Annotated in this window: 16 protein-coding genes; 10 read left to right on the top strand and 6 right to left on the bottom strand. The window is 72.9% G+C overall.

From position 1 onward, the window contains the following. Nucleotides 1-65: 65 nt before the first annotated feature. Nucleotides 66-419, bottom strand: a complete 354-nt coding sequence (locus AN218_RS20215; RefSeq protein WP_070011947.1) for a HesB/IscA family protein — start codon at nt 417-419, stop codon at nt 66-68. Between the two features lie 252 nt (nt 420-671). On the opposite strand from AN218_RS20215, the gene nadA reads away from it, so the two are divergent. Then, the gene (gene nadA / locus AN218_RS20210; protein WP_171908731.1) at nt 672-1,865 is read left to right on the top strand and encodes a quinolinate synthase NadA; all 1,194 of its coding nucleotides are present in this window, start codon (nt 672-674) and stop codon (nt 1,863-1,865) included. A gap of 10 nt (nt 1,866-1,875) precedes the next feature. Further along, nucleotides 1,876-2,883 carry a GNAT family N-acetyltransferase gene (locus AN218_RS20205; protein ID WP_070018304.1) on the top strand — a complete coding sequence of 336 codons (1,008 nt, stop codon included), beginning with the start codon at nt 1,876-1,878 and terminating at the stop codon, nt 2,881-2,883. A 223-nt stretch (nt 2,884-3,106) separates the two neighbouring features. On the opposite strand, the gene AN218_RS20200 is transcribed toward AN218_RS20205, so the two are convergent. From AN218_RS20200 to AN218_RS20185, 4 genes are all read right to left on the bottom strand, one after another. Further along, the gene (locus AN218_RS20200) at nt 3,107-3,835 is read right to left on the bottom strand and encodes a response regulator (protein WP_070018303.1); all 729 of its coding nucleotides are present in this window, start codon (nt 3,833-3,835) and stop codon (nt 3,107-3,109) included. Further along, a complete protein-coding gene (locus tag AN218_RS20195; protein ID WP_079132377.1) occupies nt 3,832-5,307 on the bottom strand; it encodes a sensor histidine kinase in 1,476 nt (491 codons plus the stop codon). The genes AN218_RS20200 and AN218_RS20195 overlap by 4 nt, the downstream gene beginning before the upstream one ends. Before the next feature lie 228 nt (nt 5,308-5,535). Beyond that, nucleotides 5,536-5,814, bottom strand: coding sequence for a PspA-associated protein PspAA (gene pspAA, locus AN218_RS20190; RefSeq protein WP_070018301.1), 279 nt, complete (start codon nt 5,812-5,814; stop codon nt 5,536-5,538). A gap of 119 nt (nt 5,815-5,933) precedes the next feature. Further along, complete coding sequence (locus AN218_RS20185; RefSeq protein ID WP_079132375.1) at nt 5,934-6,749, bottom strand: PspA/IM30 family protein; 816 nt, start codon at nt 6,747-6,749, stop codon at nt 5,934-5,936. A gap of 316 nt (nt 6,750-7,065) precedes the next feature. Between AN218_RS20185 and AN218_RS20180 the strand changes: the two genes are divergently transcribed. Continuing rightward, nucleotides 7,066-7,665, top strand: coding sequence for a DUF3043 domain-containing protein (locus AN218_RS20180; RefSeq protein WP_070018299.1), 600 nt, complete (start codon nt 7,066-7,068; stop codon nt 7,663-7,665). A 112-nt stretch (nt 7,666-7,777) separates the two neighbouring features. Further along, nucleotides 7,778-8,443, top strand: a complete 666-nt coding sequence (locus AN218_RS20175; protein WP_070018308.1) for a class I SAM-dependent methyltransferase — start codon at nt 7,778-7,780, stop codon at nt 8,441-8,443. A 166-nt stretch (nt 8,444-8,609) separates the two neighbouring features. Here the strand turns inward: AN218_RS20175 and AN218_RS20170 are convergent, their stop codons facing one another. Continuing rightward, nucleotides 8,610-8,837, bottom strand: coding sequence for a hypothetical protein (locus AN218_RS20170; protein ID WP_070018298.1), 228 nt, complete (start codon nt 8,835-8,837; stop codon nt 8,610-8,612). A 105-nt stretch (nt 8,838-8,942) separates the two neighbouring features. On the opposite strand from AN218_RS20170, the gene AN218_RS20165 reads away from it, so the two are divergent. The 6 genes from AN218_RS20165 to AN218_RS20140 all read left to right on the top strand — a co-directional run. Then, nucleotides 8,943-10,166 carry a bifunctional adenosylcobinamide kinase/adenosylcobinamide-phosphate guanylyltransferase gene (locus AN218_RS20165; protein WP_070018297.1) on the top strand — a complete coding sequence of 408 codons (1,224 nt, stop codon included), beginning with the start codon at nt 8,943-8,945 and terminating at the stop codon, nt 10,164-10,166. Between the two features lie 173 nt (nt 10,167-10,339). Next, on the top strand, nt 10,340-11,482 hold the full coding sequence (locus tag AN218_RS20160) for a nicotinate-nucleotide--dimethylbenzimidazole phosphoribosyltransferase (protein WP_070018296.1): 1,143 nt from the start codon (nt 10,340-10,342) through the stop codon (nt 11,480-11,482). A 146-nt stretch (nt 11,483-11,628) separates the two neighbouring features. Further along, nucleotides 11,629-12,591, top strand: coding sequence for an adenosylcobinamide-GDP ribazoletransferase (locus tag AN218_RS20155; RefSeq protein WP_079132374.1), 963 nt, complete (start codon nt 11,629-11,631; stop codon nt 12,589-12,591). A gap of 314 nt (nt 12,592-12,905) precedes the next feature. Continuing rightward, the gene (locus tag AN218_RS20150) at nt 12,906-14,486 is read left to right on the top strand and encodes a leucyl aminopeptidase (protein ID WP_070018295.1); all 1,581 of its coding nucleotides are present in this window, start codon (nt 12,906-12,908) and stop codon (nt 14,484-14,486) included. Nucleotides 14,487-14,832: 346 nt separating this feature from the next. After that, the gene (lpdA, locus tag AN218_RS20145) at nt 14,833-16,221 is read left to right on the top strand and encodes a dihydrolipoyl dehydrogenase (RefSeq protein WP_070018294.1); all 1,389 of its coding nucleotides are present in this window, start codon (nt 14,833-14,835) and stop codon (nt 16,219-16,221) included. Between the two features lie 113 nt (nt 16,222-16,334). Continuing rightward, the coding region (locus AN218_RS20140) for a biotin/lipoyl-containing protein (RefSeq protein ID WP_338059631.1) at nt 16,335-16,798 on the top strand (464 nt) is incomplete at its 3' end.

Genomic DNA, 16,798 nt, shown 5'->3' with positions numbered 1-16,798 from the left:
CGGGCCCCGCGGGGCCCGGCCGGCTCGGCAGCCCGGATCGGGTCGCTCGGACCCGGACCGGGGTGTCAGTTGAAGGAGTCGCCGCAGGCGCAGGAGCCCGTCGCGTTCGGATTGTCGATCGTGAAGCCCTGCTTCTCGATCGTGTCCACGAAGTCGATGGAGGCACCGCCCAGATAGGGCGCGCTCATCCGGTCGGTGACGACCTTCACGCCGTCGAAGTCCTTGACCACGTCGCCGTCGAGTGAGCGCTCGTCGAAGAAGAGCTGGTACCGAAGGCCGGAACAGCCACCGGGCTGGACGGCGACCCGAAGCGCCAGGTCGTCACGGCCCTCCTGCTCGAGCAGGTTCTTGACCTTCGCCGCGGCGGCGTCGGACAGGATGATGCCCTCGCTCACAGCGGTGTCGTCCGATACGGACATCTGCTTCTCTCCCGGGTTGTTCGGACTGCTCTGCCGCCGTGTGCAACCGGCGGCGTCCCGGATTCATTCCAGGGGGACACGTTCTTTTCTACGTCGTTCTCCTCACTCATGCTCGCACACGCCGGGAGCGGGTGGGAATGCGTCACATCGACGCGAACGCCATCGTCACAGTGACGTGAAGCGGTTATGATTAATAACGTCAATTCGACGAAAAGCCGCTTGCGGCCCTGGAGGAAAGGGAGGGTGGCTGCTGTGACCGCCCCACTGGATGTAGAGCCGACTCCGCTTGCGCTGCTGCTCCTCGGCCGCGAGTCCGACCCCCGGAGCGAGCGCGGTGTGGACTGCCCGGGCGACCTTCCCTCGCCCTCGGACCCGGACCTGGTCCAGCGGGCGCGCGCGGCGAAGGAGGCGCTCGGCGACCGCGTCTTCGTACTGGGCCACCACTACCAGCGCGACGAGGTCATCGAGTTCGCCGACGTCACCGGCGACTCCTTCAAGCTCGCGCGGGACGCGGCCGCACGGCCCGAGGCGGAGTACATCGTCTTCTGCGGTGTGCACTTCATGGCCGAGTCCGCCGACATCCTCACCTCCGCGGGCCAGCAGGTCGTCCTGCCCGACCTGGCCGCGGGCTGCTCCATGGCCGACATGGCCACCGCCGAGCAGGTCGCCGAGTGCTGGGACGTGCTCACCGAGGCCGGGGTCGCCGACGTGACCGTGCCCGTCTCGTACATGAACTCCTCGGCCGACATCAAGGCGTTCACCGGCCGGCACGGCGGCACCGTCTGCACCTCGTCCAACGCGCGCAAGGCCCTGGAGTGGGCCTTCGGCGAGGGCGCCGCCGGCGGCGGTACGGCGGACGGCAAGGTGCTCTTCCTCCCCGACCAGCATCTCGGACGCAACACCGCCGTACGGGAGTTGGGGATGTCGCCGGAGGACTGCGTCGTCTACAACCCGCACAAGCCGGGCGGCGGGCTGACCGCGCAGCAGTTGCGGGACGCGCGGATGATCCTCTGGCGCGGGCACTGCTCCGTGCACGGCCGCTTCTCCCTGGACTCCGTACGGGACGTGCGCGAGCGCATCCCGGACGTCAACGTCCTCGTCCACCCGGAGTGCAAGCACGAGGTCGTGGCCGCCGCCGACCAGGTGGGCTCGACGGAGTACATCATCAAGGCGCTGGAGGCGGCCCCCGAGGGATCGAAGTGGGCCGTGGGCACCGAACTCAACCTCGTACGGCGGCTGGCGCGGCGCCATGCTCCCGGCAAGGAGGTCGTCTTCCTCGACCGGACGGTCTGCTTCTGCTCGACGATGAACCGGATCGATCTGCCCCATCTGGTGTGGGCGCTGGAGTCGCTCGTGGCGGGCGAGGTCGTCAACAGGATCGAAGTGGACGCGGAGACCGAGAAGTTCGCCAAGCTCGCCTTGGAGCGGATGCTCGCGCTGCCGTAACCTGCGGCGGATGCTGCTGCGACCGGTGCGGGACACCGAGGAGGACGCCGAGGCCGTGCGGCAGCTCGCCGAGGCGTCCTTCGCCGTCTTCGCCGAACCGCCCGCCGCACACCACGCGGCGCACCACACCGGACACCGCTCCGGGCCGGGCGGCCCGTCCCCCGAGGGGCCACGGGCCATCGCGCCCGGCCAGGTCCTGCCCGCCGTACGGCCGGGGCCTCCCCCGGGCCCCGGCGACGGCAGCGATTCCGAGGACGTACGGCAGCGGGAGCGCAGCCGCGAGCGGGTCCGGCATCTGGCCCGTACGGATACGGGCGGGGGCTGGATCGCCGCCGACGCGGGCGGCCGGCCCGTGGGCGCCGCGCAGTCGCTGATCCGGGAGGGCACCTGGGCGCTGGCGCTGCTGGCCGTACTGCCCGAGGCCCAGGGCAAGGGCGTGGGCACGGCGCTGATGCAGCGCACGATGCAGTACGGCAGGGCCTGTCTGCGCGGCATGGTCTGCTGCACCGCGAACCCGGTGGCGGCCCGTACGTACCGCAAGGCGGGCTTCGATCTGCATCCGGCGATGTGTCTGCGCGGCGCCGTCGACCGCGCACGGCTCGCGCCGCCGGACGGCGCGGTCGTCGTGGGCTCGGCCGCCCAGCGGGACCTGATGGACTCCGTCGACCGGCGGCTGCGCAGCGGTGCGCACGGACCGGACCACGAGTTCCTGGTGCGCCACCACCGGCTCTTCGTCTCGGACGACTTCACCGGCAGCGGCTACTGCTATCTGCGCGAGAGCGGCGAGGTGGAACTGCTCGCGGCGACCTCGCGCCGGCTGGCCACCAGACTGCTGACCGCCGCCCTCATGAGCTTGCCGGAGGGGGGCCGCGCGACCGTCCGCACGGTGACGGCCGACCAGCAGTGGGCCCTGGACGTCGGGCTGGCGGCGGGCCTGGAGGTGAGCACCGCCGGCTATCTGTGTGTGCGGGGGATGCGGCCGCCGACGCCGTACATCCCGTCCGGGGGTTTCCTCTAGGGTCTGTCTGACAAAGGGCGTCGTGCGCAGTCTGGCGTGGGCGGCGGTGTCTGGTGCGTGCGGTCGCAAGGCGGAGGAGGAGAGCGCAGCGGGCTGCGCCGACGATCGACAACGCAACGAACGTGCGTGCCAGGCGCCGCCGCCCAGACGAGATTTGTCAGACAGACCCTAGCGCGTGCCGTCGGCGCGGCATGTCCCCAAAAAGGGCCTCGTCGCCGGGAGTTCAGTGTTCCCCGGGCCGTACGAGGCCGTTCTCGTAGGCGGCGACGACGAGTTGCGCCCGGTCGCGCGCGCCCAGCTTCGACATCGTGCGGTTGACGTGCGTCTTGACGGTGAGCGGGCTGACGGCGAGGCGTTCGGCGATCTCGTCGTTGCTGAGACCGCCCCCGATCAGCGTCAGCACCTCGCGTTCGCGGCCGGTGAGCACGTCGACGGGACGGTCCCCTCCACCGCCGTCCTGGACGCCGCCCGGCTCGCCGGAGCCGTCGGGACCGGCGGGATCCGGCCCGGTGTACGGGCCCTCGCGCGCCAGGAACGAGGCGATCAGTCCCTTGGTCGCGGCGGGCGAGAGCAGGGCCTCGCCCTGTACGGCCTTGCGGATCGCGGAGAGCAGCTCCTCCGGCTCCGCGCCCTTGCCGAGGAAGCCGGAGGCTCCGGCGCGCAGCGCCTGTGCCACGTAGTCGTCCGCCTCGAAGGTGGTGAGGATGACGATCCGCACCCCGGCCAGCGACGGGTCCGCGCTGATGGCGCGGGTCGCGGCGAGACCGTCGGTGCCCGGCATCCGGATGTCCATGAGGACGACGTCGGCGTCCGAGGTGCGTACGGCCTCGACGGCTTCGTCGCCGTCGGAGGCCTCCGCGACGACCTCCATGTCCGGCTCGGAGTCGACGAGCACCCGGAAGGCGCTGCGCAGCAGCGTCTGGTCGTCGGCCAGGACCACGCGGATCGTCATGCGGAGGTGCCCTTTCCGGCACGGGGTGCGGGCGGACGGCCGTGACAGGGACCGTTCTGCTCCGGCCCGTGAACCTGCCCGGATCCCTGCCCGGGTCCGTCTCGGTATCCGTCGTCCGGGCCCTCTCCGTGCCCGTCGTCGTGCCCGTCGTCGTGCCCATGGTCGTGCTGCGCTCCGGGGCCGTCCGCGGCGGCGGGCCCGTCGCTGTCGCCGTCGCCGTCGCGGTGCTGGAGGGGCAGCCGTACGTGGACGCGGAAGCCGCCGTCCGGCAGCGGGCCCGTCTCGCACACGCCGTGCAGCGCGGCGGCGCGCTCCCGCATCCCGATCAGACCGTGGCCGCCTCCGGCGGCGGGGACGGCGGAGGCACCGGGTCCCGGTTCCGGGGCGCCCGCCGCGCGGCCGGTGCCGCCGTCGTCCGTCACCGTCACCTCCAGGGCCTCGGCACGCGTCGCGATCCGTACCTCGGCGTGCGCGCCCGGGCCGGCGTGCTTCTGCACGTTCGTCAGCGCCTCCTGCACGACCCGGTACGCGGTCAGATCCACGGCGGAGGGCACGGAGGGCAGCGGCGGCTCCCCCTCCCCCGGCGCCGGCTCGGACCGTACCGACACCGACAGCCCCGCCCTGGCGAAGCCCTCCGTCAGCTCGTCGAGGACGTCCAGCCCCGGCGCCGGTTCCGTGGGCGCCGTGCTCTCCCCGGACTGGCGCAACAGGCCGACCGTGGCCTGGAGTTCGCTCAGCGCGTGCCGGCTCGCCTCCCGTACGTGGGCCAGGGCCTCCTTCGCCTGGTCGGGCCGCTGATCCATCACATGGGAGGCGACACCGGCCTGGACGTTGACGAGCGCGATGTGGTGGGCGACGACGTCGTGCAGTTCGCGGGCGATGCGCATCCGCTCCTCCGCGACCCGGCGTCGGGCCTCCTCCTCGCGTGTGCGCTCGGCCCGTTCCGCCCGCTCCCGTATGGCGTCGACGAAGGCACGGCGGCTGCGCACGGCGTCACCGGCGGCGGCCGCCAGCCCCGTCCACGCGAAGGTGGCGAGGTTGTCCTGCGTGTACCAGGGGTGGCTGCCCAGCAGCATTCCGGCGGCGGTCAGCACCCCGACGGTCACGGCGCCGACGCGGACGCTCGTGACGCGGTCCGTGCGGTTGGAGACCGTGTACAGCGCGACGATCGCGGCGATGGCGATGGGCGCGCGGTGGCCCTCGTACGGCGGTGTGCCCACGCGGGGGTCGACGACCAGCCCGACGACGGTGACCAGCCCCGTGACGCACAGCACCGGCATCGGCGCCCGCCGCCGCAGCACCAGCGCGCCGCAGGCCAGCGCCGCCAGCACGGCCGTACGGGGATCGACGGCGCCGGTCCCGAAGTGCGGACGGATCTCCCGCCCGGACGTCTCGGTCGCGGCGCCCAGCAGGATCGCGACGAAGGCGCCGAGTGCGACGAGGGCGTCGACGGCGTAGGGATGCGCATGCATCCGCTGCCGTACGTCGCCGAGGGCGCTGGCGCCCGCCGATGCGGATCTCGCCGTCGTACCGGGCGCGTCGGCCGCTGCGGTCGCGCCGCCGGGCTCGCCGTCCGGGAGGTCGTCGGGCACGCCGGAGGCGCCGCGTATGTCGGGTGCGTCGGGTACGTGGGACACGTCGGTGAGGGGTGAGCCGAAGCCGGCGGGACGTCGAGGGCCCCACCGGCCGTACGGGCAAGCTCAGTTGGGGATGAGTCCGTCGTCGGTGAGCATCTCGCGCACCTCTTCGAGGGACGCGTCCGGCGCCGGAAGGATCAGTTCCGACGGCTCCAGGGAGTCGTCGGGAAGCGAGGCGCCCATCGTCCGCACGGCGTTGAGGAGCGCCGTCAGGGTGCTGCGGAAGCCCGCCTCGTCCCCCGACTCCATCTCGGCAAGCAGCTCGTCGTCCAGCTTGTTCAGCTCGGGGAAGTGGCTGTCGTCCAGCTTCACCTGGCCTTCCCCCATGATCCGTACGATCATGTCGCTCTCCTCCTGGCGCGGGGCCGTCGGCTGCTTGTGAAGGTCACTGCTCAGGGGCCCGGGGGCCGGGGGGTGCGGCGCCGTTCGCCGACGGCGCACGCCCAGGCCGTCCGCGGACGTTACTTCTCGAACCTCGGGGTGTCCTGGGACTGCTGCCGGCCCTGCGTCTGGCCCTCGTCCGTGCCGGCGCCGGTGCCGCCCTCGATGGCCTGCCGGCCGCCGCTCTCGGAGCCGCCGGCCAGCTCGGCCTTCATCCGCTGCAGCTCCAGCTCGACGTCCGAGCCGCCGGAGAGCCGGTCCAGCTCGGCGGTGATGTCGTCCTTGGAGGTGCCCGACACATCGTCGAGCGCGCCGGAGGCGAGCAGCTCGTCGATGGCCCCGGAGCGGGCCTGGAGCTCCGCGGTCTTGTCCTCCGCACGCTGGACCGCCATGCCGACGTCGCCCATCTCCTCGGAGATGCCGGAGAACGCCTCGCCGATGCGGGTCTGCGCCTGGGCGGCGGTGTAGGTGGCCTTGATCGTCTCCTTCTTCGTACGGAAGGCGTCGACCTTGGCCTGCAACCGCTGGGAGGCGAGCGTCAGCTTCTCCTCCTCGCCCTGGAGCGTCTGGTGCTGCGACTCCAGGTCCGTGACCTGCTGCTGGAGCGCGGCACGGCGGGAGAGCGCCTCACGGGCCAGGTCCTCGCGGCCGAGCGCGAGGGCCTTCTTGCCCTGCTCCTCCAGCTTGGAGGACTGGCCCTGGAGCTGGCTCATCTGCAGTTCGAGGCGCTTACGGGACGTCGCCACGTCGGCGACCCCGCGGCGCACCTTCTGCAACAGCTCCAGTTGCTTCTGGTACGAGTAATCGAGCGTCTCGCGCGGGTCCTCGGCCCGGTCCAGGGCCTTGTTGGCCTTCGCGCGGAAGATCATCCCCATACGCTTCATGACACCGCTCATGGGCCTCGCGCGCCCCCTTCGTAACGGACTGAGCCTCGGCAGCAGACACCTTCAAGACCCAAGACTACGGGCCCTGGTTCCATTACCGCACTGTTCGGCCGCGGATGCGCTCCTCCTGAAGAACGATCGCGGGCCGTGGTCTCCGGCGCAGGGAGTAGTTGCGGCTCCCGTTCCGCCCGGTGCGGGCGGATACGCGAGGTGGCGCGAGCGCCCGCCGGCGGAACGGACGGGCGGACGGTGCGCGAGGTGCGGCGTTGCCAGATCGTGCCCGGCGGGGGCCTGGGGGCCTCACCGGCGGCACCGTAGGCTGGGAGGCGTGTTCCGAAGCCGTTCGAAGGACGGGCAGGCCGCCTCCACCGCCAAGGTGACCGCCGCCGAGCCCCAGCAGACCCGTGACCCCGAGGCCCCGAAGGGCCGGCCGACGCCCAAACGCAGCGAGGCGCAGTCACAGCGCCGCTCGCTCGCCAAGCCGCCGGCCGACCGCAAGGAGGCCGCCAAGCGCCAGCGCGAGGCGCGCCGCAGCGCCATGACGCGGCAGCGCGAGGCGCTGGCGAGCGGGGACGAGCGCTATCTGCCGGCGCGCGACAAGGGCCCCGTGCGGCGCTTCGCCCGCGACTACGTGGACTCCCGCTGGTCCGTGGCGGAGTTCTTCCTGCCCGTCGCGGTGATCATCCTGGTGCTGAGCATGATGCCGTCGCTCCAGCTCAAGAACATCTCGCTGCTGCTGTGGCTGCTGGTGATCGTGATGATCGTGCTCGACTCGATCGGGCTCGGCTTCCGTCTCCGGCGGGATCTGCGGGAGCGCTTCCCGAACGAGTCCAAGCGCGGCGCCGTCGCCTACGCCCTGATGCGTACGCTCCAGCTCCGCAGGATGCGTCTGCCCAAGCCCCAGGTCGCACGCGGCGAGAAGCCCTGAACGGGCCGCGGCGCGGGCGCGGTTGCCGCCGCCGTACCGGGTGCGTGCCGTGGATCTGAGCGATCCGGGGCGGCTCGGGCAGCGGCTCCTCGCCCGCCAGCTCGACGAGCAGATGTCCGCCGCGTTCGAGGCGGAGCGGCGGCTGCGCATACTCGACGTCGGCCTCGGCCGCGGCGTGCAGGCGCTGCGGCTGGCACGCGCCGGTCACGGCGTGACGGGCCTTCAGTCCGACCCCGATCTGCGGGAGCTCTTCGAGAAGGACCTCGCGGAGGAACCGGAGGAGATACGCGGGCGGGTGCGGCTGGTCGCCGGAGGCGGCGAGGACACGGGCGTGCACTTCCTGCCCGGCACCTTCGACGTCGTGATGTGCCACGGCGGCCTGTTGCAGAGCCGCGATCCGGGGACCACGCTGGCCGGTCTCGCGCGGGTGCTGGCCGCGGGCGGCCTGCTGTCGCTGGTGATACGCAACGACGCGGCGCTCGCCATGCACCCCGGCCGCGCCGGCGACTGGGACGCGGCGCTCGCCGCCCTCGACTTCCCGGACCGTACGGGCAGCGCGCTGCGTCTGGAGACGCTGACCAGAAGCCTGGCCGGCATCGGCACACCGCTGCGGCAGTGGTACGGGGTCGGGGTGTTCGGACGGGACGACTGCCCCGCCGACGAGGAGAAGGCGGAGCGGATGCTCGCCGTGGAGGAGCGCGCGGGGCGTGCCGATCCGTACCGCTCGGTGGCGGCGATGCTGCATCTGTGCGGGGTACGGGGCGGCGACGGCGGCTGACGCGGGGCGGACGGCCGAGACGCCCGGGAGGCGGTCCGCGCCTCGCGCAGCGGAAGGGGAGCCCAAGCGCGGACGGCGCCCCCGCCCGCCGGAGCGGAACGAGGGCGCCGTCGACGACATGCCGCGCGGTACGCGGCGACGAGGGGCGGGCCGGAGACGCGTCCGGCTAGACGTTCTCCCCCTCGTAGCCGTCCTGGGCGTGCAGGCTCATCGGGCCGTAGATCTTGCTGCCGTCGTCCAGCAGCGTCACCTGGTCGGTGCCGCCCTCCAGCAGCTCCTTCCAGACCTCGCCGATCCAGGACTCGGCGTCGCCCTGAGTGGGGAACTCCTCGGGCGCCACGGCAGGTTCGGTCTCCGATCCGTCGGCCTTCTCGAACCGCCACGTCCACGCCATGAATGCCTCCCGAGATCGACTGCTGCTGTCCGCAGAGTAGTCGCGAGTAGCCCGCGGAGCAGTCCTGAGTGGGCAGCCACCGGCCGCGCACGAGACCATCGGGGGGTGGAACTCACACTGCTCGGCACCGGAGCGCCCGCGGGGCTGCCCCGTCCCGACTGTCCGTGCGCGGTGTGCGCCGCCTGCGTCACGGGCCGTACGAACGCACGCGCCGCCACCTCCGTCCTGGTCGACGGCACCGTGCTGCTCGATCTGACGCCCGGTCCGGCCTTCGCCGCCGCCCGTGCGGGGCGTTCCCTTCAGGGCGTACGGCAGGTGCTGCTCTCCCATCCGCACGACGGTCCCGCGATGGAGCTGCCGGCGGGGCTGCCCGCGCCGCTGCGGGTCGCCGAGCGGCAGGACCTCGCGCTGATCAGCGGTCACCGGGTACGGGCCGTCGCCCTGGACTCGCCGGGCACCGGCTACCAGGTGACCGGCCCCGGCGGTGACCGGCTGCTGTATCTGCCGCCCGGTGCGGCGCCCGCCGGGCTGGAGGAGGGCGGGCGCGGCGACGCAGCATCCGTCCCGTACGACATGGTGCTCCTCGACGTGCTGGGCCGCCCCGAGGCGCTGGCCCGGCTGCGCGAGGCACGGGCCGTCGGCCCGGCGACCGACGTCGTCGCCGTCCACATCGACCACGGTGTGCCGCCCGGCCCGGAGTTGCGGCGCCGTCTCGCGGCGGCCGGTGCGCACACGGAACCGGACGGCACGACGCTGGTCGTCGGCGACTATCCGGACGTCCCCGAGATCCCGCGCCGCACGCTCGTGGTGGGCGGCGCACGGTCGGGGAAGTCGGCGGAGGCGGAGCAGCGGCTGGCGACGTTCCCCGGCGTCGTGTACGTGGCGACGGGCGGCAAGCGCGAGGGCGATCCTGAGTGGGCGGCCCGCATCGGCGCGCACCGTGAGCGGCGTCCGCCGTCGTGGCGTACCGAGGAGACGTGCGATCTGGTGCCGCTGCTGGACAAGCCCGGACCGCCGCTGCTGATCGACTGTCTCGCGCTGTGGCTGACGGACGCGATGGACTCCGTCGGGGCGTGGGACGACAGCCGCTGGGCGACGGTCGGCGCGCGGATGCTCGGCGAACGGGTCGACGCGCTGGTCGAGGCGGTACGCGAGACCCGGCGCACGGTGGTGGCGGTGAGCAACGAGGTCGGCTCGGGCATCGTCCCCGACACCGCGTCCGGACGCCGCTTCCGGGACGAACTGGGGCGGCTGAACGCCCGGTTCGCGGCGGAGTGCGAGCACGTGCTGCTGGTCACCGCGGGCATCGCGCAGCCGCTGCGGGGCTGACGGCGCCGGGCGCGAGGACGCCGAGGGGTCCCGTCCAACTCCCCCGTGGCGGACGCCCGTACGGCCGCTCCCGCGCACCGTCCGTCCAACTGCCCTGCGCCACCGGCCGAACGGGACATCCGCGCCCCACCGCACCGCCGTGCACGCCGGGCCCGTACCGTACGCTCGCCGACATGACCGACCACGCCACCCCCACCCTGGACCTGGACGACTTCTCCGACCTCATCGAGCGCCCGCACGGCGGGCTGCGCCGGGACGCCGAGGAGCGCCGGGCGCGGACCGGCCTGCCGCCCGAGTCGCTCGGCAGGCTCGACGAGCTGGGCGAGTGGCTGACGGCGGCTCAGGGACGGCTGCCCGTAAACCCGGTGCGGCAGCCGCGGCTGATCGTCTTCGCGGGCGATCACGGCGTCGCCGCCCTGGACGTCTCCGCGCGCCGCGCGGGCACCGCGCACACCCTCGTACGGGAGACGCTGGAGGGCACCTCGCCCGCCGCGATCCTCGCCGGACGCCTCGAAGTCCCCGTCCGCGTCGTGGACATGGCTCTGGACTGCGACCCGGCGGAACTTCCCGCCGACGTGACGCGGCACCGCGTGCGCCGCTCCTCGGGCCGTCTGGACATCGAGGACTCGCTGACCGAAGAGGAGGCGGAGCGGGCCTTCCGCGCCGGGATGGCCGTCGCCGACGAGGAGGCGGACGCGGGCACGGACCTCGTCGTCCTCGGCGATCTGTCCGTCGGCGGTACGACGGCGGCCGGGACGCTGATCGCCGCGCTGTGCGGCACGGACGCCTCGGTCGTCACGGGCCGGGGCGGCGGGGAGATCGACGACCTCGCGTGGATGCGCAAGTGCGCGGCCGTACGGGACGGGCTGCGGCGCGCACGGCCCGTGCTGGGCGACCAGTTGGAGCTGCTGGCCGCCGTCGCGGGGGCCGATCTGACGGCGATGACGGGGTTCCTGCTGCAGTCCGCGGTGCGGCGTACGCCCGTCGTGCTGGACGGTGTGGTCTCGGCGGCCTGTGCGCTCGTCGCACAGCGCGTGGCGTTCCGGGCTCCCGACTGGTGGGTGGCGGGACATGCGGGCGCCGAGCCCGCGCAGGAGAAGGCGCTGGACCGCATGGCGCTCGATCCGCTGCTGGAGCAGCGGATCCGGATCGGCGGCGGTACGGGGGCGCTGCTGGCGCTGCCGCTGGTGCAGGCCGCGGCCGAACTGGCGGCGCGGCTGCCGGTGTCGGAGGACGACGCGGACGCGAAGGACGGCGCGGAGGACGGGGACGGTGACGGCGGAGCCGCCGACTCCGCCGCGCTGGACGTGACCTGACGTCCTGAAGCGGCACGGCGAAGTGGCAGGGCACGGTGGGACGTTCGGCCGTGGCGCAGCGGGGGACCGCGTCTGCGGTCGGCGCCGCCGATTCACCGGCGCCCGCACGGTGGACAACGGACGGTGAAGCGCTAGCCTGCGCCTCGATGGACACCACTCCCCCTCCCCCGGAACGGTCCGAACCGGCCGACGGGCCCGATGAGTCCGGCCGCGCGGCGCGGTCCGGCGACTCCGCCGAGCCCGTACGGGAGGAGACCGGCGCCCGTACGGAGGCCGACGCCGACGCCCCTGCCGCTGAAGGCCCCGCCCCTGACACCTCCGCCTCCGCCGAGGACGGCGTCCGCTTCGCCCTCGGCACCTTCACCGTCCTTCCGGTGAACGTGCCGCGCTGGGACCGGAGTTCGGCCCGCCGCGGCATGGAGTGGGCGCCGCTCGCGGGGCTGCTCGTCGGGCTGGCCGCGGCCGCGGTCGGACTGCTGGCGCTGCTGCTCGGCGTCTCCGCCCTGCCCGCCGCCGTCATCTCGGTCGCCGTGCCCGCGGTGGTCACACGGGGACTGCATCTGGACGGTCTCGCGGACGTCGCCGACGGCCTGGGCAGCGCGAAGCCCGCCGAGGACGCGCTGCGGATCATGAAGCACTCGGACATCGGACCGTTCGGCGTGCTCACCCTTCTCTTCGTCCTGCTGGCGCAGATCGCCGTCGTCAACGAGCTGTACGCCGAAGGGGGTTGGGCCCAGGGCGGGCTCGCCGTCGTCGTCGCGTCCGTCACGGCACGTACCGCGCTCACGCTCGCCGCGCGCGACGGTGTGCCCGCCGCGCGTGCCGAGGGGCTGGGCGCCCTCGTCGCGGGCACCGTTCCGATGCGTACGGCGGTGATCGTCGGCGCGGGCGTCGCCGTGGCGAGCGGCGCGGCGGGCGCCGTGGCCATGTGGTGGAACCCGCTGTTCGGCGCCGTCTCCCATCTCTTCGCGGTGGTACTCGCGTTGGGCGCCGCCGAGCTGCTGCTGCGCCACTGCCGCCGGCGCCTCGGCGGCGTCACGGGCGATGTGTTCGGGGCGCTGGCCGAGTGCGCGGCCACGACGGCGCTCCTGGTGCTCGCCTTCGGATGACCGTGGCCGCCCGCCCAAGACGGAGGCGTACGAGGCCGAACTCCCCGGCGCCCGCGCCGCGTCGGGCGGCGTCCGCGAACGCACCTGCGGGGGCGGGCAGTTGAGGGCACAGAGGTGTGTACGGGGTCGTGTTCCGGGCCTGCCGCGCCGCCATCCTCCGCTACGGCGCCCGGGGTTGACGTCCGGGGTGAGCGTATGGTCTCCCGCATACGACTTCATGCGCGGCATACGATGCCCGATGTGCCGGAAGCCGCTCATCTGTATCCGGCGATCCGCTGTTCCGGCGTCCGATCAGGAAGAAGGTCCCTCTCACCGTGTCTGCTCTGACTCTCAGCACCTCCTCCCCCGCGGCCCAGCGCGCGGACGTCGTCGTGGTCGGCGTCGCCAAGAGCGCCAAGGGCCCCGTGGTCGCCCTCGGCGGCGAGACCGTGGACAAGGCGTACGGCGGGAAGCTCGCCGCGACCCTTGAGGCGCTCGGCGCGGGCGGAAGCGAGGGCGAGACCACGAAGCTTCCGGCGCCGTCCGCCGGACTCAAGGCACCGGTGGTGCTGGCCGTCGGCCTGGGCGAGGCGCCCGGTAAGCACGAGTCCTACGACCCGGAGACGCTGCGCCGCGCTGCGGGCACGGCGGCCCGCGCGCTCGCCGGGACCAAGAAGGCCGCGTTCGCGCTGCCCGTCGAGGACGCCGCGGCGGTGGGCGCGGTGACCGAGGGCGCACTGCTGGGCGCGTACTCCTTCACCACGTACCGCAGTTCGGCCGCGGACGGCGGCGCGAAGGGTGCCAACTCCAAGGGCGCGAAGGGCGCGAAGAAGGACGAGGACAAGGACGACGCCCGCGCACCGCTCGCGGAGGTCGCCGTCCTCGGCGCGAAGCCGCGCGACAAGGCGCACAAGGCCGCCGCCGAGCGCGCCGAGGTCCTCGCGGCCGAGGTCGCCCGCGCCCGCGATCTGATCAACACCCCGTCCAACGACCTCACTCCGGCCGCTTTCGCCGCGCAGGCGAAGGAGGCGGCCAAGGAGCACAGCCTGGACATCGAGGTGCTGGACGAGACCGCGCTGACCAAGGGCGGCTACGGCGGCATCCTCGGCGTCGGCAAGGGCTCGGAGAACCCGCCGCGGCTGGTGCGGATCGCGCACACCCACCCCAAGGCGAAGAAGTCCGTGGCGCTGGTGGGCAAGGGCATCACGTACGACTCGGGCGGCATCTCGCTGAAGCCGGTCGGCCACAACGAGACGATGAAGTGCGACATGAGCGGCGCCGCCGCGGTGTTCGCCGCCGTCGTCACGGCCGCCCGCCTGGGCCTGCGCGTCAACGTGACGGGCTGGCTGGCGCTCGCCGAGAACATGCCGTCCGGCTCGGCCACTCGTCCGGGTGACGTGCTGCGCATGTACAGCGGCAAGACCGTCGAGGTCCTCAACACCGACGCCGAGGGGCGGCTCGTGCTCGCGGACGCCCTGACGCGCGCCTGCGAGGAGTCGCCGGACGCCGTCGTGGACGTCGCCACCCTCACCGGCGCGATGGTGCTGGCGCTGGGCAACCGTACGTTCGGCGTGCTCAGCAACGACGACGACTTCCGCAGCACCCTGCACGAACTGGCCGAGGACGCGGGCGAGGCGTCCTGGCCGATGCCGATGCCGACGCATCTGCGCAAGGGCATGGACTCACCCGTCGCGGACATCTCCAACATCGGGGAGCGTCCCGGCGGCGGTCTCGTGGCGGGCCTGTTCCTCAAGGAGTTCGTCGACGAGGACGTCCTCTGGGCCCATCTGGACATCGCGGGACCGGCGTTCAACGAATCGGGCGCCTTCGGCTACACCCCCAAGGGCGGCACCGGCTCCGGAGTGCGCACGCTGGTGCGTCTCGCCGAGCGCGCCGCGGCGGGCGAACTCCCCTGAGACACGTGCCGCTCCGCCGCGCTCCGCGACTCCGCCGGCCTCCGGCGGGCGGCTCCGCGGAGCGGGGTGAGCAGCGTCACACTCTCCGTTTCCCTTCGAGGGGTGGGTCAGGAAGTCCCCTTGCGGTACGGCCGGGTTCGCCCTCGGCGATCGCTGCCGTACCGCCGGGTACACAGCCCCGCGTCCCGCTGTCCGCCGACAAGTGCGAAGATGGGTCCCCGGCAGGACAGGGCCCCAGCACGGCTTCACCGAGCCGAGTCCAGGGCCGAGCAGTACAGCGGCCGCAATACAGCCGCCCGGTCTGAAGGAGACCGGCTCCGGCGTACCCATGCATGGAGGACGTGACGTGGCGAACGACGCCAGCACCGTTTTCGACCTAGTGATCCTCGGAGGCGGCAGCGGCGGCTATGCCGCTGCCCTGCGCGGGGCGCAGCTTGGTCTGGACGTCGCCCTGATCGAGAAGGACAAGCTGGGCGGCACCTGTCTGCACCGGGGCTGCATCCCCACGAAGGCTCTGCTGCACGCCGGCGAACTGGCCGACCAGGCCCGCGAGGGCGAGAAGTTCGGCGTGAAGAGCACCTTCGAGGGCATCGACATGGCCGGGGTGCACAAGTACAAGGACGGCGTGGTCTCCGGGCTGTACAAGGGGCTTCAGGGCCTCGTCGCCTCCCGCAAGATCACATACGTCGAGGGTGAGGGGCGTCTGTCCTCCCCCACCTCCGTCGACGTCAACGGCCAGCGCTACGAGGGCCGGCACATCCTTCTGGCCACCGGCTCGGTCCCCAAGTCGCTGCCCGGCCTGGAGATCGACGGGAACCGCATCATCTCCTCGGACCACGGACTCGTCCTGGACCGGGTCCCGAAGTCCGCCATCATCCTGGGCGGCGGCGTCATCGGCGTCGAATTCGCCTCCGCCTGGAAGTCGTTCGGCACGGACGTCACCATCGTCGAGGGCCTTCCGCACCTCGTCCCCGCCGAGGACGAGAACAGCTCCAAGCTGCTGGAGCGCGCCTTCCGCAAGCGCGGCATCTCCTTCTCGCTCGGCTCCTTCTTCGAGAAGGCCGAGTACACGAACGACGGCATCAAGGTCACCCTCGCCAACGGCAAGGAGTTCGAGGCCGAGGTGCTGCTCGTCGCGATCGGCCGCGGCCCGGTCTCGCAGGGCCTGGGCTACGAGGAGGCCGGGGTCGCCATGGACCGCGGCTTCGTCCTCGCCGACGAGTACTGCCGTACGAACGTGCCGACGATCTCCGCGGTGGGCGACCTCATCCCCACGCTCCAGCTCGCGCACGTCGGCTTCGCCGAGGGCATCCTCGTCGCGGAGCGCCTGGCCGGGCTGAACCCGGTGCCGGTGGACTACGACGGCGTTCCGCGCGTGACGTACTGCCACCCCGAGGTCGCCTCCGTCGGCATCACCGAGGAGAAGGCCAAGGAGCTCTACGGGGCCGACAAGGTCGTCACGCTCAAGTACAACCTCGCCGGCAACGGCAGGAGCAAGATCCTCAACACCACGGGCGAGATCAAGCTGGTCCAGGTCCGCGATGGTGCCGTGGTCGGCGTCCACATGGTCGGTGACCGGATGGGCGAGCAGGTGGGCGAGGCTCAGCTGATCTACAACTGGGAGGCGCTGCCGGCCGAGGTCGCGCAGCTCATCCACGCACACCCGACGCAGAGCGAGGCTCTCGGCGAGGCGCACCTGGCCCTCGCGGGCAAGCCGCTGCACTCCCACGACTGATTTGGGGTCTCCCCGCGACGGCGCCGCAGCCTGGGTCACCACCCGCGGCGCCCCAGGGGAAGAGTCCGGGCGCTACCCGCATCCGCACCATTCCGTTAGGAGCAACCGAAACCATGGCGGTTTCCGTAACCCTGCCGGCGCTCGGCGAGAGCGTCACCGAGGGCACCGTCACCCGGTGGCTGAAAGCCGAGGGTGAGCAAGTGGAGGCCGACGAGCCGCTGCTCGAGGTCTCCACCGACAAGGTCGACACCGAGATCCCGGCCCCCGCCGCCGGCACGCTCTCCTCCATCAAGGTCGCCGAGGACGAGACCGTCGAGGTCGGCGCCGAGCTGGCCGTCATCGACGACGGCGGCTCCCCCGCGCAGTCGGGCGGCGGCGAGACCGCAGCCCCGGCACCGGCCGCCCAGCCGGAGCCCGAGCCCGCTCCCGCGCAGCAGGCGCAGCCCGAGCCGCAGCCCGCGGCGGCGGCACCGGCCGGTGGCGGCGGCGGTTCGGCGGAGGGCACGGACGTCGTCCTGCCCGCGCTGGGCGAGTCCGTCACCGAGGGCACCGTCACGCGCTGGCTCAAGCAGGTCGG

It is taken from the genome of Streptomyces nanshensis (assembly GCF_001751255.1).
GTDB lineage: Bacteria > Actinomycetota > Actinomycetes > Streptomycetales > Streptomycetaceae > Streptomyces > Streptomyces nanshensis_A.
The sequence above is the reverse complement of the archived record's forward strand: the minus strand, read 5'-3'. Positions and strand labels throughout refer to the sequence as shown.